This window comes from Phycisphaerae bacterium (genome assembly GCA_041652575.1).
GTDB lineage: Bacteria > Planctomycetota > Phycisphaerae > Sedimentisphaerales > UBA12454 > UBA12454.
Genome location: JBAZHC010000009.1, coordinates 17,848 through 43,143 on the forward strand (window position 1 = coordinate 17,848; position 25,296 = coordinate 43,143).

Here is a 25,296-nt window from a genome sequence, read left to right on the forward strand (position 1 = left end):
ATAAATTATGAAAAAATGGATTTTTGCAGGATTATTTCTGGCGACAGGTATTTTTTATTTTGTCGGATGCCAGGAACAGCAGGCTTCGACTAAATCTGTAAAGTCAAAATCGGCCGGCAAGCGGGCAAGTGTTAAAGGTCCGCTGCTCTTAACCGTTGATTTTAATTCCGCTACGGAGTTGAAGTATGATTTTGTCAGCGAAAGACAGATTTCCATTAATCTTGACCCGTCGGGCCGATATTCCAAAGGGGGCAAAAGCAGCCAGACTCAGAATACGACTGAAAAACTCGAGATGCAAATTACCTATAAGGCGCTGCAGATAGACCCTTACGGGTATTCGACAATCGAGGCAAAGTGCAATTCGGCAAAGGTTACAAGAACTTCGTCGAACAGCAGAGGCCAGGAAAGGGCCGACGCAGTCGAATCCCTTGCAGGCAAAACTTTTACGCTGAAAATTACTCCGACCGGCAAAATCGCCGATTATTCAAGTCTCGGTTCAATCGTTAAAGAACTTGGCGATAAGGCCTTTGGAGGCGATCCAAAAAGGGGCAGAGTGAAAAGTTCCGATATGATTATGGATTTTATCGCAACGCAGTGGGGCATCTGGGATACCATAGCGAGCATAGAAAATCCTGTGAAAGGTCTGAAAAAAGGACAACGATGGGAATCGCAGCTTCTTGCTCCAATGCCGTTTGTCTCGAAAATCGGCAGAAATGTCGAATACGAGCTGGCAGGGGTTGTTAAGACCGACAATATTTCTTATGCCGAGATAACAAGTAGTTACAGTCTTGGGTCGCCGCCGGCGGATGTGCCAATGCCTTACACCGGTTCGTTCCAGATGAGAGGAATGTTCGGCTTCCTTCAGGGTTATAAAGTGCTTTCCATCGAAGGCAGCGGCAAACAGCTTTACGATATCGAAAGAGGTCTGGTTAAAAGCGATACACAGCAATATAAGGCAAAAGTCAGCGCCTCTATTATGGGCTTAGGCAACGATGCGCTTGAGCCGAATATAGAAGTCAACCAGATAATTACTATGACGCTTGTGGAATAAAGCCGGAGGGAGGCCCAATTGGAAAGAAATAATCTTTGGGCGCCGTGGAGGATTGGATATATTCAGGGCTTGAGCGAAAAACACGACTGCTTTATCTGCCATAATGTAAAACATCCGCAGCAGGATGGAGAAAATTTTGTATTATGGCGGACCAGTAACAGCCTTGTAATGCTCAATAAGTTTCCCTACAACAACGGTCATCTGCTTTTAGCTCCTGTCAGACATATAGCCGGTCTCGACGAACTCAATGACGGCGAATTGCCGGAGATTACAAAACTTATCGTCGCCTCTCAGAAGGTTTTAACGGCCGCGATAAAGCCGCACGGTTTTAATGTCGGTATGAACTTCGGCAGATGCGCAGGGGCGGGTCTTCCCGGCCATTTGCATATCCATATCGTTCCGCGATGGGACGGCGACACCAATTTTATGGATACTTGTGCCGGTACTGATGTTATTAGCCAGGGGATGAAAGATTTATACAAGCAGCTTAAAAATGCAAGCGGCGAAAATAATCTTCCGGGGTTTTGATTATGTCTGAGTTTATTCAATTATACGCCGTAACCGAAACAAACAGCAAGGGCAGAAGATTTAAAGAGCCTGCTCACGCCTACCGAATGCCTTTCGAACGCGACAGGGACAGAATAATTCACACATCTGCGTTTCGACGGCTGGAAGGCAAAACACAGGTATTTATGCCGCAGACAAACGACCAGTACCGTACACGTCTTACGCATAGTATCGAAGTTTCGCAGATAGGCAGGACAATAGCAAAATCGCTCGGCCTGAACGAAGCTCTTACCGAAGCGATATGTCTTGCCCACGATTTGGGACACAGTCCGTTCGGCCACAGCGGCGAAGCGGCGCTTAACGAGATTATGAAAGACTTCGGGGGGTTCGAACACAACGCCCAGACACTGCGGATTGTCGATGTGCTCGAAAGGCCCTATCCTGATTTTGTCGGGCTGAATCTGATGTACGAGACGAGACTGGGCCTTGCAAAACACAGAACTTTTTATGATAAACCGCAGGGAAACGGTTTTACGGAAAAGAACTGTTCGCTCGAAGGTCAAATCGCGGATTTATCCGACAGAATCGCCTATAACTGCCATGACCTCGAAGACGGCCTGCGTTCAAACCTGCTGAACTATAAAATGATTATGGATATTAATCTCTGCGCACAGGCTGCCGAGAGGTGCGAGGCCGAGAAAATCAGCGAAACGGTTATCAGGAACACGCGAATCGCCAAGACAATCATAGATATGCTTGTCGGCGATTGTATCGAAACGAGCCGAGGCGCGATAATGTCCGTTCATCTGGAAAATCTGCAGCAGGTACTGGACAGGGGCGAGAATTTTATAACGTTAAGCGGCGATGCGGAAAAGGGACTTGTCGAATTGGAAAAATTTCTGCATAGTAATATGTATGAAAACCCTGCCGTAAAATCCGTTTCCGGTCAGGCGGCGGGCTGGCTGGCGAAGATATTTAACAAATTCAAAAACGACCCGAGGCAATTGCCGAGGTTCTACCAGAATCTCGCAGGCGAGTTCGGCCTCGAAAGGGCAATCTGCGATTATGTGGCCGGTATGACAGACTGGTACTGTCTTGAGATTATTAAATAGCCACAGAGTTTTATTAAGATTTACGTTTTTAGCCACAGAGAAACACCTGTCTTCGTTAAAAGCTACGGCAAGGCAGGCAGAGGTCACAGAGAAAATTTAAATAAAAGGTTACGTCAATCGGTTGTGGTTGCCCCTACGGGATTAAAACGAGGCTGGTATCGGCTGTGTCAATCGTAAGGCGTCTGAAGCCGACCCAGCTAACAAAACACAACTGAAATACTATAGACTAAACGAGCATCGCAACCTAAATATAGGGAATACGAAATCAATGTATAAACCTGTGTCTTTCTCATTATGTTGTACCGTACTGTGGCTAAAAAAATATATCTTTATTATTTCTCTGAGGCTATAATAGTTTTATGAGCGTGAAAAAACTTATTCTATCCTGTTTCGGAGTCGGATTTATACCTTTCGCTCCGGGTACAATGGCCAGCTTACTGACTTTGGCGGTTTTTCTGGTTGTTCATTATTTTCTTCCGATAGATATTGTTTCTATTATTTTTCTTTTTGTCGTAATAATAGCATCGAGCGTTCTTTGCCTTCTGTTTGCAGGTCAGGCGGAGAAACTGGAGGATAAAAAAGACCCCGGCTGGATTGTAATAGATGAAGTCGCCGGCCAGTCCGTAGCTTTGTTAACGGCGGCCGTAACGAACAGGAGAGTTTTAACGGTTGCTATCGCCGCTTTTGTGCTTTTCCGGATTTTCGATATTCTCAAACCGCCGCCAATACGCGAAATTCAGCAGCTTGACGGCGGATTAGGCGTGCTTATCGACGATTTGGTTGCCGGTGTCATGGCAGGGACGATATTGTGTATACTTTCGTTCCTTTTTACATTTATCCAATAACGGATTGTAAAATCATCTTTAGTAGAGTATCATTTCATAAAATTTTAATAATCGTTAAGAGAATCCATGGCAATTGAATATTCCGCAGATTTATGCAAAAGCTTAGAGCTTCGTTTTAAGCAATTGGGTCTGTCGCGTCCGGCCCAGGCCGGCCGTTACGAACCGCAAACGGAGCTTGTTTATGATTTCGAGCCGATAGGTTCCGGCGAAAAGGTCGGAATAAAACTGGCTGTCGAGCATTTTGTCGGCGGCGGGTTCGCGGGACAGGTTTACAAGGTGAGGATTGTTGAAATCTCTCAGCCGCAGCTTTGCCCTGATTTATCAATCGGCAAAATCTGCGCGATGAAAATTCTTATTCCTCCTTCCGGCCTTAGCAGGCTGTTCCGTAATTTTCTATACTGGGTCGGTTTCGGCGGCCCGTTTCAGCTTCAGGTCAATCCCGCCGCGGCTAAATCCGGGGCGTTATGGCAGAAATTTATCCGCAGGGCGGCGAAAATAAGATTCGATGACGAAAAAAGCATTGTCGATATCTTCGGAACATTTGTCGATAGTCAGATGGGAAGCTGCGGCGAACTGAGCGAATGGATTGACGGGCGCACATGGCGGCTGGAAGTGGACGACCATATCGATTTGCTGAAAAAATGGCGCAAAGGCAGCATCGACGCTAATAAGGCTGGGTCGCCTGAATACCGCGCAAAATATATTTTTATGCATGAATTCGTAAAACTGCTGCACGAAGTCGGCGCACACGAATTCGCCCGGCAATACGAATGGACAACACTGAAGAGCCAGCCGAATTGCCTCAAGCGTCTTGATACCGGCAACGAGCCGGATAAAGGGCTTGTCGCTGTCGATTTTCGGGCGGGTCTGGCTTTGCTGCCGTTTCTGCCGATGAGTCCAGGCGATTTTAAATTAATCTGCCAGGGTATTAAGCGAGGCTCGCTCGTCCAGTTCGACAGGGGCGATTTGAATAAACTTGCAAGTTTCATCGACAGTCATAAAGAAAATTTCAGCGATATGGCGGGTCTTTATGACGGGCTTGTCAGAGCTGAGGATATTTATCGAAATTCAATTCCGGATATAACGCATAATCGTTTTCGATTGTTGTACAGCGGCAAATTATGGTCAACTATTTTCGACAGTGCGGCCCTCGGCTGGAAGGTAAGAAATATTATCGACGAAAAAGGTTTTGAGAAATTGCGGCAAAGCAAATTCAAAACTTTTATTTTCTTCCTTATAGGATTGATACCGATTCTTGGCAGGGTATTGCGGAAATTCTGGTGCCACGAAAAGTGGCGAAAACATTATATCGGCGTTTTGACAAGTTTCGGATATTTCAATAAAGCCTTAAACGGCAAAGTTATTGAATTGCTCGCGTCCTGGCACAGGGCGGGCAGGATTTCTCAGGAAAAAACAGAACTGCGTTTACGGCAGCGGTGGCGGATTTTGTATCATCTGCCGTTTCTGCTTTTGGTATTTCCGTCTCTGCACAGGCTTTTGACCGATTGGCAGTTCGCCAGGGAAAAAATTTATTATTTCACGATACGACCTGTCAGGCTGTATTTTAATGCAGAGCTTCGGAAACAGTGGCTTTGCGATATGGTCGAGCAGGGTCAGAAAAAACATATTCTTACCGATGAGGATGCAAAAACGATTCTGTCGCAGGTTGACGAACCTTTCATAGACAAATATTTAAAGAGTCTTGCCGTTCACGTTTGTACGCTGCCTGTAACGCAGATTGTCTCGGTTACGATTGCGATTATTTACTGGCTGACGCATCGGGCCGACCCGAACGCATGGGCGTATGGTTTGGGAATAATCGCGTTCTTTCAGGTGATACCGATTTCGCCCGGCTCCATTGCACGCGGTTCGTATGTAGTTTATATGGTTATAAAAGACAAGAGTTTCAGGGACTACAATATCGCGGTCTTTTTGGGCTTTATGAAATATGTCGGGTATCTTGCCTTTCCGATACAGATGACTTACCGTTATCCGGCACTGGCGAGATTTATGGCGGCTCACTGGGCGACCGATGCGGTGCATATTGTTCCGGTTTTCGGAGAAAGAGGCGCACTGCTGGAACATTCGATATTCTGCATTTTTTATAACTGGCCTCTGACGATTCGCAGGCGGATGCGGGCCAGGGCGGCGATGCGGGAAAAATTAAGCCTGCAATATCTGCATATTATGCCGATAGCGGCGGCGGCTTCGATAATATTGAAATTTTTTGTAAAGTGGCATTTTACCACGGCTGTCATTTTGATTTTCCTTATTAGCGGCTCTCTTACGACGATTTTCTGCGGCAGGGCGACGCTTTTGAAAAGATTCCTGGCCTCGGCCGGAACCGGCTTTTTGGCGGCGGTTTTTTATACGATTTTCAACGTCTTCTTTAAAAAAACAAGTGCCGGTTCCGCGTCTCATATCATAATTCCGGCACTGTGGCATTGCTTTGGTTTTACACTAACGGCGGTAATTGGAGCGATTTTAACTGAAATATCCCTGCCTGACGTCGAAAAACGCAATATTGATTAACGGCTTTGCGGATTTTATTTCTTGTTTTTGATATTATTTTATGAGAAAATAGGGCCTTAATGATTAATGGAGCGAGTCCCGTTAGAAAATTGCCGGCTGATAGTAAATCGCATTTTTTTCTAACAGGATTTGCTGATAATTGCTTTTTTTCTAACAGGACGAGGCTTTATGTCGATTAGTTACAATTCGTTTTGTGACGATTTTTACGTTGATATGTATATAAATACAAGGTTCGACCTGCCTTCGGACAGGGATATCCTTCTTGCATTCTTCGAGAGAATCAAAAAACAATTTCCCACGATGACGACTCTCGGCAGGGACGGGACCGAATTTTGTCTCGATGAGGACCCAGGTTCGGGTCAGAACCGCTGGGCCAGCGTCGATGTCGACCGTCTCGGCGCAGGCTGTGTCAATCCGGCATCTTTCCAGCAGGCATTCGAACTGCCGAAATTTGTACTTGAGCTTGTTCCTTATATGCTTGGGATTCGCAGCCTTGATATCGAGTCGCTGGATTTGACTTTCGGAATGGATTTCGATTATGCGGGCAATCACAATGATATAATTGCCGAGGCGCTTTTCGGAGGCTCGGCTTTTTCACGGATTTTCGATGTCCCCGGCGCAGGTCCGCTGAACCTTTCGCCTTCGGTCATACTTGCTCTTGATAATGATTGTTCGACCAGGGCAAGGCTTGCCATCGAAGCCAGAACCGAAGAGAGCGAGATACGAAGCGGAAAATTCGACGCCGACAAGCCAATAAGTTTTTATTTGACCGTCAGGCAGTATCCGCAATCCGGAAAGGATTTTGAAATGATTCCTGTTTTTAACAGGCTCTGCGGACTGGCGGTTGAGTTTATGGACGAAAAGGTTGTGCCGAATATTGTTATGCCGCTTACCAATGCGATAGCGCACAGGAGATAAAAGGATTATAATTTTAAGGGATTTTCCGGAGGTTAAAAATGGCTGTTGTTGCCACATTGAGTAAGTATAAAAAAACAAATTATAAAATCTGGATTCTTATTCTGGCTGTAGCGGGTGTGTGGTTTGCCTATGATGGTTTCCGCAACGAGAAATTTATAAAGAAACATACCACCAACGGGAAACGCGACTCGACGCTTGTTTTTCACAGGAAGTCTCCGCCTTATCTTCTGGCGGCCGCGGCGGCAGTGGCAATTTATGCTTTTATGATAAACGGTAAAAAAATTATTGCCGATGAACAGCAGCTTATCCTCAGTGAAAAGGAAAAAATACCGTATAGTTCCATTGAGAGCATTAACAAAACAAATTATGATTCAAAAGGTTATTTTGTCATTGCCTATAAGGACGATGCGGGCAAAACTCTGCAAAAGAAGATAGATAACCGGGATTTTGATAATCTTGACGCAGTTCTCGAACTGCTTGTATCTAAAATCACCGGCTGAAAAGCCGTCATTGTCGTTTTTTAACAATTTTTTATGCCGTAATGGTGGTTTTGTGACTCTGTTCGGCCTGTATTTTGTGAGGCAAATTTATGAATATCTGCGTTGTTGGTCTGCAGTGGGGCGATGAGGGTAAGGGCAAGGTTGTCGATATCCTTGCCGAGAAGAACGATATTGTCGTCCGCTACGGCGGCGGTGCAAACGCCGGCCATACGGTCGTTATCGGCGACAAGAAATTTGCCCTGCATCTTCTGCCCAGCGGCGCTATCAGACCCAATACCGCATGCGTCATCGCAAACGGCGTTGTCGTCGACCCGGAAGTTTTGCTCGGGGAAATCGATTCGCTTTCGGAAAGAGGCATAACTCTCGACGGAAGACTGCTTATCAGTGAAAACGCCCACGTCGTTCTCGATTATCATAAGGCCGAAGACAGATACAGAGAAGAGTCGCTTGGTAAAAATAAAATCGGAACTACTGTCCGCGGCATCGGGCCGTGCTATTCAGACAAGGTCGGCAGAAGTTACGCCGTCAGGATGGCGGATTTACTCAATATCGAAACGTTAAAGGGCAAACTTGAAAATATAGTTAATTACAAAAATAAGATTTTCGCTGCGCTTTACAACGCTCCTCCGATGAATGCGGCAGAGATTTATGAAAAATGCAAAATATATTCACAGAAATTGTCGAAATTTGTCTGCGATACCACAGCGTATCTGCACGAACAGATTGAATCGGGCAGAAATATTCTTTTCGAAGGCGCTCAGGGCGCATTGCTCGACCTTGACCACGGCACGTTTCCGTTCGTTACAAGTTCCAACGCCAGTTCGCTCGGCGTAGGGCCCGGCTGCGGTGTGCCTGTTCAGATGATTAATGATTTTATAGGCGTAGTCAAGGCATATACTACCCGTGTGGGAGCAGGGCCTTTCCCTTCGGAGCTTGATAACGAAATCGGCCAATACATTCGCGACAAGGGTCACGAATACGGTACGACGACTGGCAGACCGCGGCGCTGCGGCTGGTTCGACGCTATGGTTGTCAAATACGCCGCGAAAATCGGCGGCATAAATGAAATCGCTATGATGCATCTCGATACGCTCGCCGGTCTTGACGAAGTTAAAATATGCACAGGTTATACCATCGATGGCAAAGAAGTGAAAATGTTCCCGTCGAATATCGACAGGCTCGCGAAAGTTAAATGCGTTTATAAAACCCTGAAAGGCTTTGGCCAGGATTTAACCGAGGTCGACAGCTTCGAAAAACTTCCTGCCGAGGCGAAACAATACGTCAAAGCGGTCGAGGACGCCGTCGGTCTTCCTGTTACAATCATCGGCGTCGGCCCGTCAAGAAAACAGACAATTTTCAGGAAGTAACAATGTTAAAGACACGGATTTACACGGATATTTTTAGACACGGATTCCGCAGCGGCGGAACACGGATTAACACTGTTTATAAAAAAAATATCTCTGTGTTCTCTGTGGCTAAAAATAATATTTCCTCTGTGGCAAACCTTAATTTTGTTAGAGGTAAATAGTGTCGAAGGAAATACCGGATTTAAAGGCAAATCGTATCGCGACAGCCAAACGACTCGGTATCGAGCCTGAAAAGATTCCGCGTCACGTCGCGATTATAATGGACGGCAACGGCAGATGGGCGACTAATCGGCACCTGCCTCGTTTCCAGGGTCATCGGCAGGGCGCAAGAACGGTGGAGAAAATTGTCGATTACTGCGTCGATGTGGGGCTGGATTGTCTGACGCTTTATTCGTTCAGTATGCAGAACTGGAAACGGCCTAAATTGGAAATTGCTTTCCTGATGCAGCTTTATACCCGTTATTTTATCGGGATAAGAAAAACTCTCAAAGAGCACAATGTAAAGTTGATACACCTTGGCAGGACCGAAAAACTGCCTCCCAAACTTGTCAGGGAAATGCATAAAACGATTGAAATTTCCTCGGAATATACCGGGATGACTCTCGGGATAGCCCTCAATTACGGCAGCAGAGAGGAGATTATCGACGCGGCGAAGAAAATTTCACTCGATTGTGTCAATGGCAAATTAAAACCTGAACAGATTGACGAACAGGTTGTAACTAATAGTCTTTATACGGCCGGTTTGCCGGACCCGGATTTGCTGATAAGAACCTCAGATGAAAAGAGAATCAGCAATTTTCTTTTGTGGCAGCTTTCGTATGCCGAGTTTTATATTACTGATACTCTCTGGCCCGATTTCACTCCTGCCGATGTTGACAAGGCGATAATGGAATTTTCAAAACGTGCAAGACGTATGGGCGATATCAAGCCGTCTTTAGTATAAATTTTTACCGAACAATTTATGAGGTTGCGTTAGACGGTTGCGGTCCTTACAGGATTAAAATTGCGATGCTGGTTGAAAAAGAAGTAAGGAAATAAAGATTTAAGGAAGTAAGGAATTTGCATTTCTATTAATATTTTTTCCTTACTTCTTTGTTTCTTTACATCCTTACTTCTAATAACTATGACCGGGAATAAACTATGCTTAAATATAGATTGATATTCGGAACACTAATGACGATTTGTTTTATCGGTCTTGTGCTTTTCGATGGTTTTTTAGACGGCAGTTTAAGTTCTCAAAAACCCGATGCGGCCGTGCAGGCGACACTTCTTGTGATTATGTTAATTCTCGTAGCGATTCCGGCGAACATCGAACTGGCCAAACTCATAAGCGCAGGCGGGGCGAAAATTTTTCTGCCTGTTACGATTACTTCGAGCGTTTTGCTTTCAACTGGATGGTACATTTCACAATTCTTCGCGGACAAAAATCAGTTCGCGGCCGTTTTCTTTATTTCGGTTTTCGCGTTGAGCACCCTGGCGATTTTTTTATGGCAGGGATTGAAATACGCCTCTGTCGGGGCCTTTGCAAACTGCGGGGCAAATCTGCTTTCGATAGCATATCTGGGAGCATTGGCAGGTTTCTTTATTAAGATAAGAATTGATTTTGGCCCCATTATATTTTTGATGTTTATTTTTGTTGTAAAATTTGCCGACATAGGGGCTTATACGGCAGGCAGGCTTTTCGGAAAGCACAAATTTTCGCCTGTCATAAGCCCGAAAAAGACCTGGGAGGGTATGGCGGGAGGATCGCTTTTTTCTGCAGTTGCGGCCTCGATAATTGCAAAAGTTTTTGATATAATGCCGCTCTGGCAGGCGGTGATTTTCGGAGTCTGTTTCGCTTTTCTCGGCCAGCTTGGCGATTTGGCAGAATCGATGCTCAAACGTGCGGCCGAGCAGAAGGATTCTGCCGGTACGGTCCCCGGTTTTGGCGGGGTTCTCGATATAATTGATTCGCCGCTGGGCACCGCGGTTTTAGCTTATTTGTTTTTTCTGTTTGTGATTTAATAATTTCTATATTGTCATTTTGAGCGAAATCGAAGGATTCACGGATTTCTCCGCTTCATCCCGATTGCATCGGGATTCCGGTCGAAATGACAAAAAGTTAAGGTGGCAATTGGAAACTACTATTCAACTGCATTCAAAAAAAAGGCTCGAATTATTCGGCCCTGCCGATGAGCATCTGCGGATGGTTCGCGCACGCTGCGGAGTGCATATAGCCGCAAGGGAAGATTCGGTTATCATATCCGGTCCGGACGAAGCCGTTGAAAAAGCTTCGCAGGTTGTCGAGCTGATGCAGAAGCATTTGGCACGATTCGGCAGGCTCAACGCCAATGACGTAATCGGCCTGATGAGCAAAGTCGAACTTACGGTTGAGCCGGACGAAGGTTTTGGCATCTCGGTATATTCGCCGAAGAGATTTATAAAGCCGTTTACCCGCGGCCAAAGACGTTATATCGAAGCGATGCTGAATTTCGATTTGACTTTCTGTACGGGGCCTGCCGGCACGGGCAAAACTTATCTTGCGGTAGCGGCGGCGGTTTCGATGCTCAAGAAAAAGCAGATAAGAAAAATAGTTCTTGCTCGTCCCGCAGTTGAGGCTGGCGAAAAGCTCGGTTTTCTGCCGGGCGATATGCAGGCAAAAGTCAATCCGTATCTGCGGCCGCTTTTCGACAGCCTTGAGGATATGATGGAATTTTCTCAAATGCGGAAGCTGATGGAGATGGATATTATAGAGGTTATTCCGCTGGCGTTTATGCGGGGCAGGACTCTCAATGACGCGGCGATTATCTGCGACGAGGCTCAGAATACTTCTTCGACGCAGATGCTGATGTTTCTTACCCGAATGGGCAGGGGCTCGAAGATGATTATAACCGGCGATATTACCCAGATTGACCTGGACAAGGGCGTTAAAAGCGGGATGCTCGATGCGATGGAGACTCTTGCCGGCACAGAGGGCATATCTTTAATAGGTCTTGACGATACGGACATTGTACGGCACAATCTTGTTCAGAATATCGTTCAGGCTTACGAAGCGAAAAAGAAGAAGCGTTAATATATGTCTATATTTAAAAGAAATATGAATCCGAGGCGCAAGCAGCTCAGGGAGACGATGGCCGCCGAGAGGTTTGCCAGGCTCACCGAGTTTGTCAACAGCGGTATGCTGACAGCGGTATCGATACTTCTGGTTTTCGCCGCAGCGTGCTCGCTGCTGTTGAGTCTTAAAACAGGCAGGGATATTATTGCCTACAGGCCTGCGCATCAGATAATTTCGGTTATTATTTTTGTTGCGTCCTTGTCTTTAGCTTCCGCCGTGTATATTCATCGTTATAATTACAGACTTATCAAAACTCCTCTTCGCGCCGTAGCGATGGCATGTTTGTTTTTAATCATGCTTGCACTTACAAAATTCAGTACTTTTTTCCCCGGCAGCGATTATATGACGGTTGCTGCCGCAATAACATGTTCGATAATTCTTACGATTGTTTACGAACAGAGATTCGCCATGGCTATGGGGATTTTTTACGCGATGCTTGCCTGCATAGCCGCCGGCTTCGAGACGGATTTCGGAATTTTTCTTACCATGGCTGCCGGGGTAATCACAAGTTGTTTCCTGTTGCGGGAAATCAGGACTCGCATTAAGATTCTCGAAGTAGGCGTTTTTACCGCCGCTGCCGTTTTTGTCCTAAGTTTTTCGACAGACCTTTTTGAAAGCGGTTTTACCGGGCGTATTTTCGCCGATGCAGGCTGGACCGCGACTGCGGTAATATGCGTCGGTGTAGTCATTCAGGCACTTTTGCCTATAATTGAAAAAGTATTTCGTATCGCCACGAGTATGACGCTGCTGGATTACAGCGATGCCAACCAGCCTCTGCTCAAGAAACTCGCGATGGAAGCGCCCGGCACTTACAGCCATAGTCTGCTGATAGGTTCTATTTCCGAGGCGGCCGCCGAATCGATTGGCGCAAACGGTCTTTTGTGCAGAGTCGGCGCTTATTATCACGATATCGGTAAAATCGGCAAGCCTCGCTATTTTATTGAAAACCAGATGGGTACGGCAAGCCGGCACGATGTGCTTTCTCCCATTATGAGTCAGTTAATAATTGTCGGCCACGTCAGGGATGGTCTGGAGATGGCCGAAGAATACGGTTTACCTGCGGTGATAAGACAATTTATCGAAACTCATCACGGCACTACGCTGATTGAGTATTTTTACGAAGAAGCCAGGAAAAAGGCTGAAAACGGCAATCTGCCTCAGGAGTCGGAGTTCAGGTATCCGGGCCCGCGTCCTCAGACCAAAGAGGCCGCGATAGTTATGCTTGCCGACGCGGTTGAAGGTGCGGTAAGGTCTCTTGCGGAAGTTACGCCTACGAAGATTGAAACAGTGGTGCACAATATGGCGATGAAACGGCTTCAGGACGGCCAATTCGACCAGTGCGAACTTACACTGAAGGAACTAAGCAGGATAGAAGAAGCGATTTCGAAAAGCCTTGCGGGGCATTATCACGGCAGAGTGGCCTATCCGTCTACTGATAAACTTCAGCATCTGGCCGCCGAAAACGGAAATGAAAATGCCTAAGAAGAACATCACCTCCTTATCAGGTATTAAGATAAATATCTGCACAAACTGCGAAGCTGTCGATTTTGACAAGCGGCGCATTATTAATCTTATCCGGCAGGCAGCGGAACATTTCAATCTGAAAAAGGCTCAAATAAATATCGCGATTGTTGACGACGAGCGGATTATAAATATAAACCGCCGATTTCTCGATAAGAGCAGCACTACCGATGTTATCAGCTTCGATGTTTCGGACGAGACGGACAAAGAAAAATTTTTCGATATCGCCGTAAATGCTCAGATGGCCGCCAGACAGGCCAAAACTCGCGGCCATGACGGCCAGGCCGAGCTTGCTCTTTATGTTCTGCACGGCCTGCTGCACCATCTCGGATTTGACGATATAACAGTCCGACAGGCCGCTAAAATGCACAGGACGGAAGATGATATTCTGAAAAAATTTGGTTTCGGTGCCGTATATGACGCTGAAAAAAGATAAAGGCATTTGCATCCGTACAACGGATTATTCCGAAAGCTCGCAGATACTGACTTTTTTTACGAGGGACAGCGGCAAGATAGGCGTAATCGCAAAAGGTTCGAGACGGCCAAAATCGTCTTTTTCCGGTACCATTGAAGTTTGCGTTATCGGGGATATGGTTTTTTCGCTCAGAGACAACGAAAAACTTGGAACGCTGACGGAGTTTAATCCGACTTTCTTCGGCCATGAGATTCGCAAAAAACTTTTCGCCCTTAACTGTGCGTTTTTCGCCGCCGAGCTTTTGAATTTATTTACGAAAGAGCACGACGGTCATCCGGAACTTTTTGACGAGGCGGTATTGTTTTTACACAGGCTCTGCGAAAATCCGGACGACAAGGCACTGGCATTTCTGATACATTTCCAGCTTTCCCTGCTTTCTCAAACAGGCTCACAGCCTGTTTGCGACAGTTGCGCCAACTGCAAAAGAAAATTTGACCCCGCATGGAAACAATTTTATTTCAGCGCATCGGCCAGCGGCCTTGTATGCAGGGATTGTGAATCCGCCTTTGTCGATAAAAAGGTAATAAGTTTCGAATGTGCAAGCTGTTTGAGTCAGCCGACAAAAATCCTGAACAGTCAGGCTTCAGTGCTTGCCGGCGTTGAAAAGATTCTGATTGAGTATATTACAGGCGTTCTCGAAAGACCGCCGAGAACCGCCGATATGATTTTAAAACTTATGAAATAAGTAATCGGCTATTTTGCCTTGCTCAGGTATGAACCATCTTCTGTGCTTATTCTCACGACTTCGCCGACCTCGATGAATGGCGGAACGCGCGTATGCAGGCCCGTTTCGAGTGTGGCGTCTTTCATCTGGTTAGTCGCTGTCGCGCCTTTCGGCTGAGGTGTAGTTTCGGTAATGGCCAGTTCGACGACGTTCGGCAATTCGATGGACACTACATTTCCATCGTGTACGAGAACTGTGATATTTGTATCGGGCTTGAGGTATCCGACCTGTTCGGCGACCATTTCTTTCGGTATGGTAGTCTGGTCGTAAGTTTCGTTATCCATCAGTACCAGTCCGATTGCATCCGAGTAGAGATATTGCATTTGGCGTCTGTCGAGGAAGGCCTGTTCGATATCTTCAGTCGAGCGGAGTCTTTTTTCGAACATAACGCCGTCTTTTACACCGCGAAGCTTTGCCTGCACAAACGCCCGAAGGTTTCCCGGCGTAACATGTACAGATTGAGCACAGATACATAGTTTACCGTCCATTATTACGCCCATGCCGGGCCTTAACTCACTTGCCTTCACAGTTATCCCTTAAATAAAACCTTGTAAGTCCTGTTTTTTAAAACGATTAGGGTCAAAATATACTTTTATTTTGCCCTGCGGTCAAGCAGAATATTGCCCTGCTGTGGTTAAAATTGCGGTTTTGAGGTTATTGAAAATTATTCCACTTGCCGCTATCGTGTCTGCCACCGAAACGGATGAGTTTTTGCTTGTTTTTATGCGTATATAAGAGGTATAATATATTTCTATGACAATAATACGGAAACAAAAATGGCCGAAGCTCATCTAATACCAACAGTCAGGGAAATTGCTGCTCAGTGCGGGGTCAGCGAGGCTACGGTCAGCCGTGTATTGAATGATAATTACAAACACGGTTTTTCCGTCAGGGAAGAGGTTCGTAAGCGAATTCTTGATACGGCTGAGACCTTGGGCTATCGACCCAATCTTGCCGCCAAGAACCTTGTCCAGCGCCAGACTCAAATGGTGGCGATTCTCGGTTCCGATATAGTTTTAGGCTGGCCCGGCAACATCTACCAGACAATCATTAATGCTTCCGTTCGTGCCCTTCATATTCGCGGTTATGATGTTTGTATCACTGTGCCGAACCCGGAGAAAAGCGATACCGAATTGCCGTCATGGAGAGTTGACGGAGCGATTGTAATGCAGGAATGTTCCCCGCGAACCATAGAAGTTATGGAGAAAAGCGGGCTGGCTTATGTAGTTATTAACGGCGTCAGCGGCCCGAGCGGTGCTTCTGTTATTCCTGACGATATCGAAGGCGCCCGCCGGGCGATAAGCCACCTGATGGACCTTGGCCATCGCCGCATAGCTTATGCAGGTCCGACGATTGGACACAAGGCGCATAGAAGTATTAATGACCGGCACGATACGTATGTTTCTGAATTATCGGCTCATGGCCTTGAACTGATTCCCGGCCATGACACTGTTTTCCAGTCGCCGACTGCTTTTCTGGCCTCTGCGGTTTTGAGCAATAAAGCTACTGCAATTCTTGCTTATGACCACGTAGAAGCGCTGAAGATTCTCCATGGCGCCCATACGCTCGATATCCAGATTCCCAAGCAGGTCAGCCTGATTTGTTTCAATGACGAATATTTGTGCAACGTCGTTACGCCTTCGCTTACCACCATCGGCGTGCCGCTGCGGCAGATGGGCCGAATAGCGGCTCAGGAACTGCTAAAACATCTCCAGTCGCCGCAGGATTATTCGCCCCAGTGCATAAAACTGTCGCAGGAATTGGTAAGACGCGCTTCCACCGCTCCGCTCCTGGCCGAATAAACTGCGGGTTATCTTCTCATCTCCCGAATCTGTATGTTCGCTGGTAAAGATAATTCTTGATAGTTCGATATAATTTTTGTATGAATATATGAACAGTCTTTTCTTTGGGAGGTATTATGGCAAAATGGATTTCCGTCGTTCTAAGCGTTTTGATTGTCGCAAGCTGCTTCGGCAAAGCCGACAAGAATAAAATTCAAAAAAGTATTCATACTTTCCCGAGCATTGGCATTGTTTCTAATGCTCCGAATGACTGTCCTTTCGAGCGGTCGAAAGATTTCGAAGGCCTTATCTTTACCGGCAGATGCGCGACATACACTGCCGCCGATACATGGTATCCCACGTGGGCATCGAACGGCAATCTATATTCGCCGTGGACCGACGGCTATATCTGGCGTTTCAGATGCGCATCGTTCCTCAATGCAAAAGGATACAAGGCTCACACCGGCCAGGCGAAAATTATCGGTAATGACCCGATGAATCTGACGATAGAAAATCTCGGCAGATGTCCCGGCCCCGCGGAACCTTATGGCGGCAGATATCCCTCCGCTTCGCTTATCTATAACGGCATCTGGTATTACGGCACATACTGCCTCGACTGGACTCCCAAAGGCTACCATTGGGGAACGCTTGGTCCGTTTGTGGGTTTCAGAACCTCAAAAGACTACGGCAAAACATGGACTGAAACCGAATGGACTCCTGAAAGGCCGATTTTCGGCGAAACAGGCAAAAACGGCGCAAGGGTTAAAATCGGCGAGCCTCATTTCGTTGACTTCGGCAGGAATATGGAGCATTCTCCGGACGGCAAAGCATATCTCGTTGCGCACGGCGGCGGAGTCGCAGAGCCGAACGTTCGTCCGGCCGATGTGAGCTGGATTAATGGCGACCAGATTTATTTGATTCGCGTAACGCCCGGCCTTGAAACCATCAACGACCCGAATCAGTACGAATTTTTTGCAGGCCGCGATAAAAATGACAAACCACTATGGAACAGAAATTTTTCAGATATTAAACCACTCGTCGAATGGAATAATAATTGCGGCTGCGTTACTATGACATACAATCCTGTCCTGAAAAGATACTGGATGTGCGTTACGGAAGGCTACCCTAAAGTCCTGGATGCATTTCCGGAGATGAACACCTGGATTGCCGAATCCGCCGATATTACAGGCCCGTGGAAGCTGGCGACGTATATGCCTAAATTCGGCCAGCAGGCTTATTTCGTCAATTTCCCGTCGAAGTTTATTCAGCGTGACGGCCGAACCGCGTGGTTATGCTATTCGAATAACTACACAGCCGACCACAAGGTCCTGCCGCCCGGCGCTTATGCTATGACGCTTAACGAAGTGATTTTCGCAGACAAGGAAACATTCGAAAAACACCGCAAAAAAATCGCCGATGAAACTGTTTATTAACGTTGTTTCATCCCCGGAATCGAGCCGTAAATTCCCATTTTTTTTGAAAATCGAATTTTATATATAGTTGACAAATAATTTCTACATTTTATGCTATATAATGCCATTATTAAATATGAGGAACGTATGGTGTCGAAAATTGAAACCGTTAAGCTTAGAAAAGAATTTGGTACTCTTGTCGCTGTAAATGATATCACATTTGAACTTCAGGAAGGTCAGGTTTTAGGCCTTATCGGCCCGAACGGCGCCGGCAAAACAACCCTCATCAGGATGCTTTGCACGCTTCTGCCGCCGACCAGCGGCGAGGTCAAAGTCGCAGGCTATGATATCAAAGAGGATTATCTCAAGGCAAGAAAACATATCGGCTATATGCCTGATTTTTTCAATCTTTATTCCGATTTGACTCTAAGGGAATGTCTCGAATTTTTTGCCGAATCCTATGGCGTCGAAAAAAGCCTTATCCCGCAAAAAGTCGAAGAGTCGCTCGAGTTCGTCGCTCTTTTGGATAAACGCAACGAATTTATCAGGCACCTTTCGCGCGGAATGGTGCAGAGAATGGGCGTCGCGTCGCTGCTGGTCAGGGACCCGGATGTTTGCCTCCTCGACGAACCGGCGTCAGGTCTTGACCCTCAGTCGAGAATCCAGTTGAGAGAAATTCTGAAGAGATTAAGCTCGATGGGCAAGACCATTGTAATTTCTTCTCATATTTTAACCGAACTTTCAGGCTTTTGCACCCACATAGCGATTATGAACAACGGCAAACTCGTAACCTACGGCAGTGTCGATGAAATTCACAATCGGATTTACACATCTAAAAAAATCCGCATTACACTTTTAGACGATTTGGAAAAAGCCAGAACTGTCATCTCAGGCTTCAATAAGGCCGTGATAGAAAAAGCTGAAAATAAAAACATAGTCGTCAATTTGACAGGCACATCCGAAGATATGGCCCAGTTGAATTCTCTGCTTGTAAAGGCAGGGGTGAAAGTTGTCGAATTCGCCGAGCAAAAAGTAGGACTGGAAGATTTGTATATGAAAATTTCCGCTTCTAAATAAAGGTTTGAATTATGTTCAATAACCCGCTGATTAAAAGATACCGTTTAAGTGCCATGCGGCCCGCGCAGGTTGTTATTTATGTTGTTATCTATCTTGTGGTTTTATCCATTATGGGGATGATAAACGAAAAGCTTTACGGCTTTTGTCCCGAACTGTTCAAACAGCTCTATTTCCAGTTGTTTTTTATCCAGGCGATGTTCCTTCTCGCGTGGTCGTCATATAATTCATCGGCGGCGATTAGAGAGGAAATTGTCACGAACAGTTTCGATTTCTTCAAAATGCTTCCTCTTACCGCCAACCAGAAAACTGTCGGTATATTAATAGGTAAAAACCTTTTTGTCCTTATTCTCGCGGCGATAAATTTTATACTGATGACTATTTGCGGATTTGTCGCGGAAATTAATATGATGCTTCAATTGCAGATAATCAGTGTTACCGCTGCCGTTTCGATTCTTATCAATTCTTTTGCCCTGCTGGGTTCCATTCAGCCCGACATGAAAAAAAATCACTCTGGCATAGCCCTCATTGTTTTAATGATGTTCTTCTTTATCCCTTTGATTGGCAATGCTGTCGCGGCAATCTATGGCGGGCAGGAACTGGAAAAATTAACCGTCTATTTTTACACGCTCGAAATTCCGCTAATTTGGCTGATAGCCCTGATTGCCTTATATTTTGCCTGCTGGACAATAAAAGGAGTCCTGCGGAAATTCACTTATGAACGTTCTCCTCTTTTTACGCCGTTCGGTGCGTTCCTTTTTCTGATTGGCTATGGATTCGTTATACTTGGTTTATTCAAAAGATTTTTGTCTTTAGATATTTGCGAAGGCGTTAATGTTTATGCTTTTTGGTGGGTCTGTTTCATTCCTGTTATAGTTATACCGTTTTTATCCCGCAAAAGTTTTGAAAATTATATCGAATATCTCGGCGGAAAACAATTTCAGTCGTCCGGCCGCAGTTTCAGACTTGCGATGTTTTGTAATTCCAATCTGCTGACCGGCGTTTTTCTTTATTTGATTTGGACCGTATTTGCTCTTGTGTCTTTGTGGATCGCGAAATCAGATTTTGTTTATAAATTATTAATAATAGCGACGTATTTTACTTCCTATATGTTCTTTGTATTAATGCTCGAGCTTTTTAATGTTATAAGCCCGTCCATAAAAAAAATAGGCATCCTGCTTGGATTCATCTTCGGCTTGTATGTTGTACTGCCTCTGATATTGGCCGGCGTTTTCGATAACGAGCAGCTTGTTAAATATTCTCCTTTTGGTCTTATGGTGATGCTGCTGGATTCTAAGGAAGTTCACTACAAATTTTTCGCGTTTTTTATTGTTTATAATATAGCTTTGTCATCGCTGCCGGCTTTTTTTATCGCCCGCAGGTATTTTTATATAATCAAAACCCGTAAGGAAATGCTTCTGTCGACATAAAAAAACCTGCGCATTTTACGAAAATTTTTAACTGTCAGCTTAATAATGCCGTGACGGCATCTTCGTTAATCCTGCAATTTACGATTTCGCCTTTTGCTAAGGTAGTATCGCATTTAACCGTGATTTCGTAGTATCTTTCGCATCTTCCGGTGTTTTTAACGTCATCTTCTATAAGGACTTGCGCCGTTTGGCCGATGAATTGTTTTCTGAAATTATTGGCCAGTTGTTTTTCCAGTTCTCTTAGTTTCAGCGTTCTTTCGGTTATAACCTTTTTATCTATATGGTCCTGAAGTTTAGCGGCCGCTGTGCCGACTCTCTTGCTGAAGGGGAAGATATGGATTTTTGAAAAACCCGCAAGTTTAGCGACTGCAAGGCTTTGCGCAAAGTCCTGTGTGGTTTCGCCTGGGAATCCGACTATAATATCAGTTGTGATGGCAGGGCGGTCGAGTTGTAAATTGATATTTTCAATGGAGTTAATAAAATCTTTAACGGTATATTGGCGGTTCATTTTTTTCAGGATTTTGTCCGAGCCGGACTGCAGCGATAAATGCAGGTGCGGCATAATGTTGGGATAATTTTTTATAACATTTAAAAGCCTGTCAGTAACATCGGCCGGCTCCAGCGAGCTTAATCTAATTCGTTTAAGGTCAGGGACTTGCGCTACTTTTTCGAGCAATTCAGCCAGCAGAGGATTTTCGCTGTCGGGCCAGTGTTTCCGTTTTACGGTATTTTGGCCGTATGCTCCGAGAAAAATTCCAGTCAGGATAATTTCTTTATGTCCAGCTTTTACAAGGTCTTGCGTTTCTTTTATTACGTTGTCTAAAGGTTTGAAAGTGATATCAGGTCTTGTTGTTGGGATTATGCAGTATGAGCAGAATCCATCGCAGCCATCCTGAACTTTGAGGAAGGCTCTGGTTTGTCCGCAGAATTTATCTAAGCTGTTATAATCAAAAAGGTTAGCTTCAAGATTAAATTCCTGTTTCAGCAGTGAAAACAGCTCTTTGAGGTTAGGCGCGAATAGTAATTTTCCTTCGAGAGTTTCGAATTCTTTCGGGTCTGAGCGAAGAAGGCATCCTGAAACGACGATTTTTGCGTTTGGGTTTTGTTTTTGTGCTTTTCGAACAAGCTGCCTGCTTTTTGCCGATGCTATATGTGTAACGCAGCAGGTATGTATGATAATTAAATCGGCGTTTTCGAACTCCTGTACGTATAGTAAATTACAGCCGGTCAGAAATTTAATAATCTGCTGGGCTTCGTATTGATTTACCTTGCAACCGAGAGTATTTATAGCAAAAGTTTGCATAATTTGTTATAATCCGTTATTCTTTAAAAATATAGAAAAAGAAGTACAATAATAAGCTATCCGACGTTTCTGGAGAAGCCAAAAATGGCTGCAGGTGCTCGCTCTGTATGGGCAATCGACATAGGCAATGATTCTCTGAAGGCCCTTCGTCTTCAGCAGGCAGGGGACCGTATAGAGGTAATCGGCCTGGACTATATAGAACATTCCAAAATCCTGAGTGTTGAAGGAACCAGCGAAGAAGAAAAAAAACAGATTATCCGCGCAAGCCTTGCCACATTTGCCGGCAGAAACGAACTTGGCAAAGATGAAATAGCGGTATCGGTTCCGGGCCAGACAAGTTTCGCCAGATTTATAAAACTTCCGCCTGTAGAGCCGAAAAAAATTCCTGAAATAATTAAATTTGAAGCTGTTCAGCAAATACCATTCGATATAAACGAAGTGGAATGGGACTGGCAACTGATGGCCAAACCGGACAGTCCTGAGGTTGAAGTCGGAATATTCGCCATAAAAAATGAACTCATAGGCAGGCATCTCGAAAATTTCACCTCTGAAAATCTGCGGGTTACAATCGTTCAAATGGCGCCAATGGCTCTTTATAACTACGCAAATTTTGACCGCAACGACCTTGATGACGCCGACAAAAAAGCGGTAATACTTCTCGATATGGGTTCGGACAATACGAACCTTGTTATATGCACAAAATTAACCGTCTGGCAAAGATGTATCCCCCTTGGCGGCAATAATTTCACAAAGGCCATAGCCGATGCTTTCAAGCTCGACTTCGAAAAGGCTGAAAAACTTAAACGCGGCGCTCCGGTCAGCAAATACGCCAGACAAATCTTTCACGCCATGAAACCTGTCTTTACCGATTTCGGAGCCGAAGTGCAGCGTTCTCTCGGATATTACAGCAGCAGTCATAAGGGAACGACTTTTACGAAAATGGTACTGCTCGGCGGCAGTTTCAAACTGCAGGGCCTGAATAAGTATATTCAACAGACAACGCAGCTTGTGGCCGTCCGGCCTGATTCGTTTGAAAAACTTGTTCCGGCTGCGAATATTTCGAGCGCGAAACTGCACGATAATATATGCGACCTGGCGATTACATACGGACTTGGAATTCAGGCGCTCGGTCTGGCAAGAATAGAAAGCAGCCTTCTGCCGAGCGGAATCGCCCGAAGGATGATGTGGGCAAGAAAAAGTAAATTCTTTATAATCGCAGCAGGCATTCTGCTGGCCGTATCACTGCTTGCTTTCTTTAGAACATATCTTGACTTAAAAGCCTGTGGAGACAGAAACGCACAATTAAGAAGACAGGAAACAGAAAATGTTCTTCAGCAGGTAAAAACGGTAGCGGACGAATTAAGGCAGCAGGAAGGAAGAGGCACTACTTACGATGAACAAATAAAAAAGCAGATGGAAGTATTTAAATATCGGGATGTTATTCCATTTCTCCATAAGACAATCCTGAAATGCCTTCCGGACGCCCGGAATAATCCTGAACAGGCAGAGCTTTATAAGGCCTATGCGAAGGGAAACATTGAAGAGGTAACCGCCATACCGCGAAATAAGCGCAAACAGGTTTTTGTAACCAGTATATCGATTAACTACGCCGATAGTCTGGCTTCGGCAGTGTTTGAAACAAGTGGCAGAGCAGAACGGTCAGGCAGGAGTTACGAACCGACAATGCAAATGTCATCGGACAACTCTTCACAGCAGGGGCAGGTAACGGACGGAAAAGGATTTGTCGTTGTTATCGAAGGTTATACGCCTTACGAAAAAATCGGTGAGCTTATGGACCCGGTAGGGGTCGGCGATGACAAAAATAAATGGGGCATCGTAACGCGAATGATGAATCTCAACGCATTGTTTGACAGCAATAGTCCGTTTGAATTATTTTCCAAAGACAAAATAGAACACTTCAGGCCCGAAACAGGCGTTGTCGACATTGCTGACATTCGAACGCCGGCAGGTATCGGTATTCCGCAGCTTAAATTAAGAGGCTCTGCTGAAGAACAGCAGTCGGACGCCGGACGCGGCGGCAGAGGTAATACCGGTCAGGTTGAGACGGCAGACCGTGTAACGAGCGAACAGGTTCTTGTCGACCCGCTTACAAAAGAAGAAATGAGCAGGACGTTCGATCTCGATGCAAAAGGCAAAAAAAAGTTCGACTCTTTCGGACAGCCTGTTTATATAGAAAGAGACAGATGGTTCAGAATTAAAGCGAAATTCCTCTGGAAAGATACTTTGCCGTTGCAGGGTCAACCGGCAGGGATGTAAAAGCAGAGCGTAGAAGTAAATAAATTTGGGACTATACAATTTTTATTTTTTTGTTTTGTTATGATAAAAATCGATATTGTAAAAATAGCTAAGAAGAATATTGCGATAATAATACCGTCAGCAATAGCAGCGGCGGCTGCGCTGTTATTTGTTCCGACAATTATGATGCAGGGGAAAATAAGCTCCAGGCTCGAGGAGAGCACAAGACTTGGCAGCGAAGTGGACTCCGCACTGCGAACGGTTGTGTCGGGCAAGCAATATGAAGTTGCCAGGGAGTACGAGGATATGCATCAGGCTGACGCCAACGAAATTGAAAAACTTGCGCAGCAAACGAGCCAGAGAGAACTGCTTAGTTATAAAATATTCCCGGAACCAAACGAAAAATCAATGCAGATTTTCAATGAGTTCAAGAAGTCCTGTAACAATGCTTTCGCAAAACTTGTAAATGACATTAATGCACTGGACGCTCCAACGGACACAGAAATCAGAAAACAGGCCGGTGCAATCGAGATCTCAGCCGCAGGGGTCAGGAACGAAGGCGGCCAGGCAGGCACCGGCGATGAGAGAATCGTAGAACTTATCTGCAGACGCCGCAGCGAAGAAATAACAGTCTACGCCGACCCGAGAGTCTTCAGCGGATACGCATTCTGGAATAACTGGGAATATGCCGGTACTGAAGGAGCTGTAAGGGACTGCTGGTATAGCCAGCTTGCATACTGGATTCATCAGGATATCGTCAATACCATAAATACTATAAATTCAGGCTCTGCCAGTGTGTCTGACTCATCAGTAAAAAGGCTTCTCAGCATCCGATTCGCCAGCGGCGATGCTGCCGATTTCAGCAAAGATAATGGTCTTGAACTGCCTGTTTATGTTACTGAAAAAAGCGGCGGTCTGTATATGCCATGGACGGCAAGAAAGTGTAATGACCAGTTAGATGTCATTCATTTCAGTCTGGCGGTAATCGTCAAAGCCGATGATGTCCTTAAATTTATGGCTGAGCTTTGCAGTGAAAAACAACATTACTTCGCGGGATATAAAGGCGACCAGGAACGCAAAAAATACAAACACAATCAGATAACCGTTCTTCAGAGTAGCGTGCAGCCGGTCGACAGAAATAGTCCGGAACACAAAAGATATTACTATGGACAAAATGCAGTTGTTTTCCTGAACATTATTTGCGAATATGTTTTCAATCGTCAGGGCTATGATACTATAAAGCCAAAATTGGTTCAGATGGAGATAGACTCTTCGGAGCCGGGAATGGGTGGAATGCAGCAGCAGCAACAGCAGCAGCAGTACGATATGATATCGCCGGGAGGAAGACGCTGAAGAAATTTTGGTGAGCAGCGGGATATAAAAAAGATAAAAGT

Annotated in this window: 22 protein-coding genes; 20 read left to right on the forward strand and 2 right to left on the reverse strand. The window is 45.5% G+C overall.

What is annotated here, in order from left to right; genetic code table 11:
• The first annotated feature begins 7 nt into the window (after positions 1 to 7).
• The 14 genes from WC496_07900 to recO all read left to right on the forward strand — a co-directional run bounded on the left by WC496_07900 (position 8) and on the right by recO (position 14,607).
• Positions 8 to 1,051 (forward strand): hypothetical protein, encoded by a 1,044-nt coding sequence (locus WC496_07900; GenBank protein ID MFA5292939.1) that lies wholly within the window; start codon positions 8 to 10, stop codon positions 1,049 to 1,051.
• Between the two features lie 18 nt (positions 1,052 to 1,069).
• Positions 1,070 to 1,579 carry an HIT domain-containing protein gene (locus tag WC496_07905; GenBank protein MFA5292940.1) on the forward strand — a complete coding sequence of 170 codons (510 nt, stop codon included), beginning with the start codon at positions 1,070 to 1,072 and terminating at the stop codon, positions 1,577 to 1,579.
• A 2-nt stretch (positions 1,580 to 1,581) separates the two neighbouring features.
• Positions 1,582 to 2,670, forward strand: coding sequence for a dNTP triphosphohydrolase (gene dgt / locus WC496_07910; GenBank protein MFA5292941.1), 1,089 nt, complete (start codon positions 1,582 to 1,584; stop codon positions 2,668 to 2,670).
• A 359-nt stretch (positions 2,671 to 3,029) separates the two neighbouring features.
• Positions 3,030 to 3,515 (forward strand): phosphatidylglycerophosphatase A, encoded by a 486-nt coding sequence (locus tag WC496_07915; GenBank protein ID MFA5292942.1) that lies wholly within the window; start codon positions 3,030 to 3,032, stop codon positions 3,513 to 3,515.
• Positions 3,516 to 3,581: 66 nt separating this feature from the next.
• On the forward strand, positions 3,582 to 6,047 hold the full coding sequence (locus WC496_07920) for a hypothetical protein (GenBank protein ID MFA5292943.1): 2,466 nt from the start codon (positions 3,582 to 3,584) through the stop codon (positions 6,045 to 6,047).
• A 168-nt stretch (positions 6,048 to 6,215) separates the two neighbouring features.
• Complete coding sequence (locus tag WC496_07925; protein MFA5292944.1) at positions 6,216 to 6,965, forward strand: hypothetical protein; 750 nt, start codon at positions 6,216 to 6,218, stop codon at positions 6,963 to 6,965.
• Between the two features lie 38 nt (positions 6,966 to 7,003).
• Entirely contained in the window at positions 7,004 to 7,465 is a 462-nt protein-coding gene (locus WC496_07930) for a hypothetical protein (GenBank protein ID MFA5292945.1), read from the forward strand.
• A gap of 89 nt (positions 7,466 to 7,554) precedes the next feature.
• The gene (locus tag WC496_07935; GenBank protein MFA5292946.1) at positions 7,555 to 8,832 is read left to right on the forward strand and encodes an adenylosuccinate synthase; all 1,278 of its coding nucleotides are present in this window, start codon (positions 7,555 to 7,557) and stop codon (positions 8,830 to 8,832) included.
• A 160-nt stretch (positions 8,833 to 8,992) separates the two neighbouring features.
• Positions 8,993 to 9,775: an isoprenyl transferase gene (locus WC496_07940; protein ID MFA5292947.1), complete on the forward strand. Its 783-nt coding sequence runs from the start codon at positions 8,993 to 8,995 to the stop codon at positions 9,773 to 9,775.
• 197 nt (positions 9,776 to 9,972) lie between these two features.
• The gene (locus WC496_07945) at positions 9,973 to 10,836 is read left to right on the forward strand and encodes a phosphatidate cytidylyltransferase (protein MFA5292948.1); all 864 of its coding nucleotides are present in this window, start codon (positions 9,973 to 9,975) and stop codon (positions 10,834 to 10,836) included.
• Positions 10,837 to 10,945: 109 nt separating this feature from the next.
• Positions 10,946 to 11,884 (forward strand): PhoH family protein, encoded by a 939-nt coding sequence (locus WC496_07950; protein ID MFA5292949.1) that lies wholly within the window; start codon positions 10,946 to 10,948, stop codon positions 11,882 to 11,884.
• Positions 11,885 to 11,887: 3 nt separating this feature from the next.
• The gene (locus tag WC496_07955) at positions 11,888 to 13,408 is read left to right on the forward strand and encodes an HDIG domain-containing metalloprotein (protein MFA5292950.1); all 1,521 of its coding nucleotides are present in this window, start codon (positions 11,888 to 11,890) and stop codon (positions 13,406 to 13,408) included.
• Positions 13,401 to 13,883 carry an rRNA maturation RNase YbeY gene (gene ybeY / locus WC496_07960; protein ID MFA5292951.1) on the forward strand — a complete coding sequence of 161 codons (483 nt, stop codon included), beginning with the start codon at positions 13,401 to 13,403 and terminating at the stop codon, positions 13,881 to 13,883. The genes WC496_07955 and ybeY overlap by 8 nt, the downstream gene beginning before the upstream one ends.
• The gene (gene recO, locus WC496_07965) at positions 13,864 to 14,607 is read left to right on the forward strand and encodes a DNA repair protein RecO (GenBank protein MFA5292952.1); all 744 of its coding nucleotides are present in this window, start codon (positions 13,864 to 13,866) and stop codon (positions 14,605 to 14,607) included. Before ybeY ends, recO begins: the two co-directional genes overlap by 20 nt.
• 8 nt (positions 14,608 to 14,615) lie before the next feature.
• On the opposite strand, the gene efp is transcribed toward recO, so the two are convergent.
• Entirely contained in the window at positions 14,616 to 15,173 is a 558-nt protein-coding gene (efp, locus tag WC496_07970; GenBank protein ID MFA5292953.1) for an elongation factor P, read from the reverse strand.
• A 249-nt stretch (positions 15,174 to 15,422) separates the two neighbouring features.
• Here efp and WC496_07975 point away from each other — a divergent pair, with 249 nt between their 5' ends.
• The 4 genes from WC496_07975 (at position 15,423) to WC496_07990 (ending at position 20,343) form a co-directional block, all read left to right on the forward strand.
• Positions 15,423 to 16,448 (forward strand): LacI family DNA-binding transcriptional regulator, encoded by a 1,026-nt coding sequence (locus tag WC496_07975; protein MFA5292954.1) that lies wholly within the window; start codon positions 15,423 to 15,425, stop codon positions 16,446 to 16,448.
• A 116-nt stretch (positions 16,449 to 16,564) separates the two neighbouring features.
• Complete coding sequence (locus WC496_07980) at positions 16,565 to 17,860, forward strand: hypothetical protein (GenBank protein ID MFA5292955.1); 1,296 nt, start codon at positions 16,565 to 16,567, stop codon at positions 17,858 to 17,860.
• A 126-nt stretch (positions 17,861 to 17,986) separates the two neighbouring features.
• Positions 17,987 to 18,916, forward strand: a complete 930-nt coding sequence (locus WC496_07985) for an ABC transporter ATP-binding protein (protein MFA5292956.1) — start codon at positions 17,987 to 17,989, stop codon at positions 18,914 to 18,916.
• An 11-nt stretch (positions 18,917 to 18,927) separates the two neighbouring features.
• The gene (locus WC496_07990; protein ID MFA5292957.1) at positions 18,928 to 20,343 is read left to right on the forward strand and encodes a hypothetical protein; all 1,416 of its coding nucleotides are present in this window, start codon (positions 18,928 to 18,930) and stop codon (positions 20,341 to 20,343) included.
• 34 nt (positions 20,344 to 20,377) lie between these two features.
• Here the strand turns inward: WC496_07990 and mtaB are convergent, their stop codons facing one another.
• The gene (gene mtaB, locus WC496_07995) at positions 20,378 to 21,646 is read right to left on the reverse strand and encodes a tRNA (N(6)-L-threonylcarbamoyladenosine(37)-C(2))-methylthiotransferase MtaB (protein MFA5292958.1); all 1,269 of its coding nucleotides are present in this window, start codon (positions 21,644 to 21,646) and stop codon (positions 20,378 to 20,380) included.
• An 84-nt stretch (positions 21,647 to 21,730) separates the two neighbouring features.
• On the opposite strand from mtaB, the gene pilM reads away from it, so the two are divergent.
• Both pilM and WC496_08005 read left to right on the forward strand, forming a co-directional pair.
• Positions 21,731 to 23,923: a pilus assembly protein PilM gene (gene pilM / locus WC496_08000; protein ID MFA5292959.1), complete on the forward strand. Its 2,193-nt coding sequence runs from the start codon at positions 21,731 to 21,733 to the stop codon at positions 23,921 to 23,923.
• 60 nt (positions 23,924 to 23,983) lie between these two features.
• The gene (locus tag WC496_08005) at positions 23,984 to 25,255 is read left to right on the forward strand and encodes a hypothetical protein (GenBank protein ID MFA5292960.1); all 1,272 of its coding nucleotides are present in this window, start codon (positions 23,984 to 23,986) and stop codon (positions 25,253 to 25,255) included.
• The last annotated feature ends 41 nt before the right edge of the window (positions 25,256 to 25,296 follow it).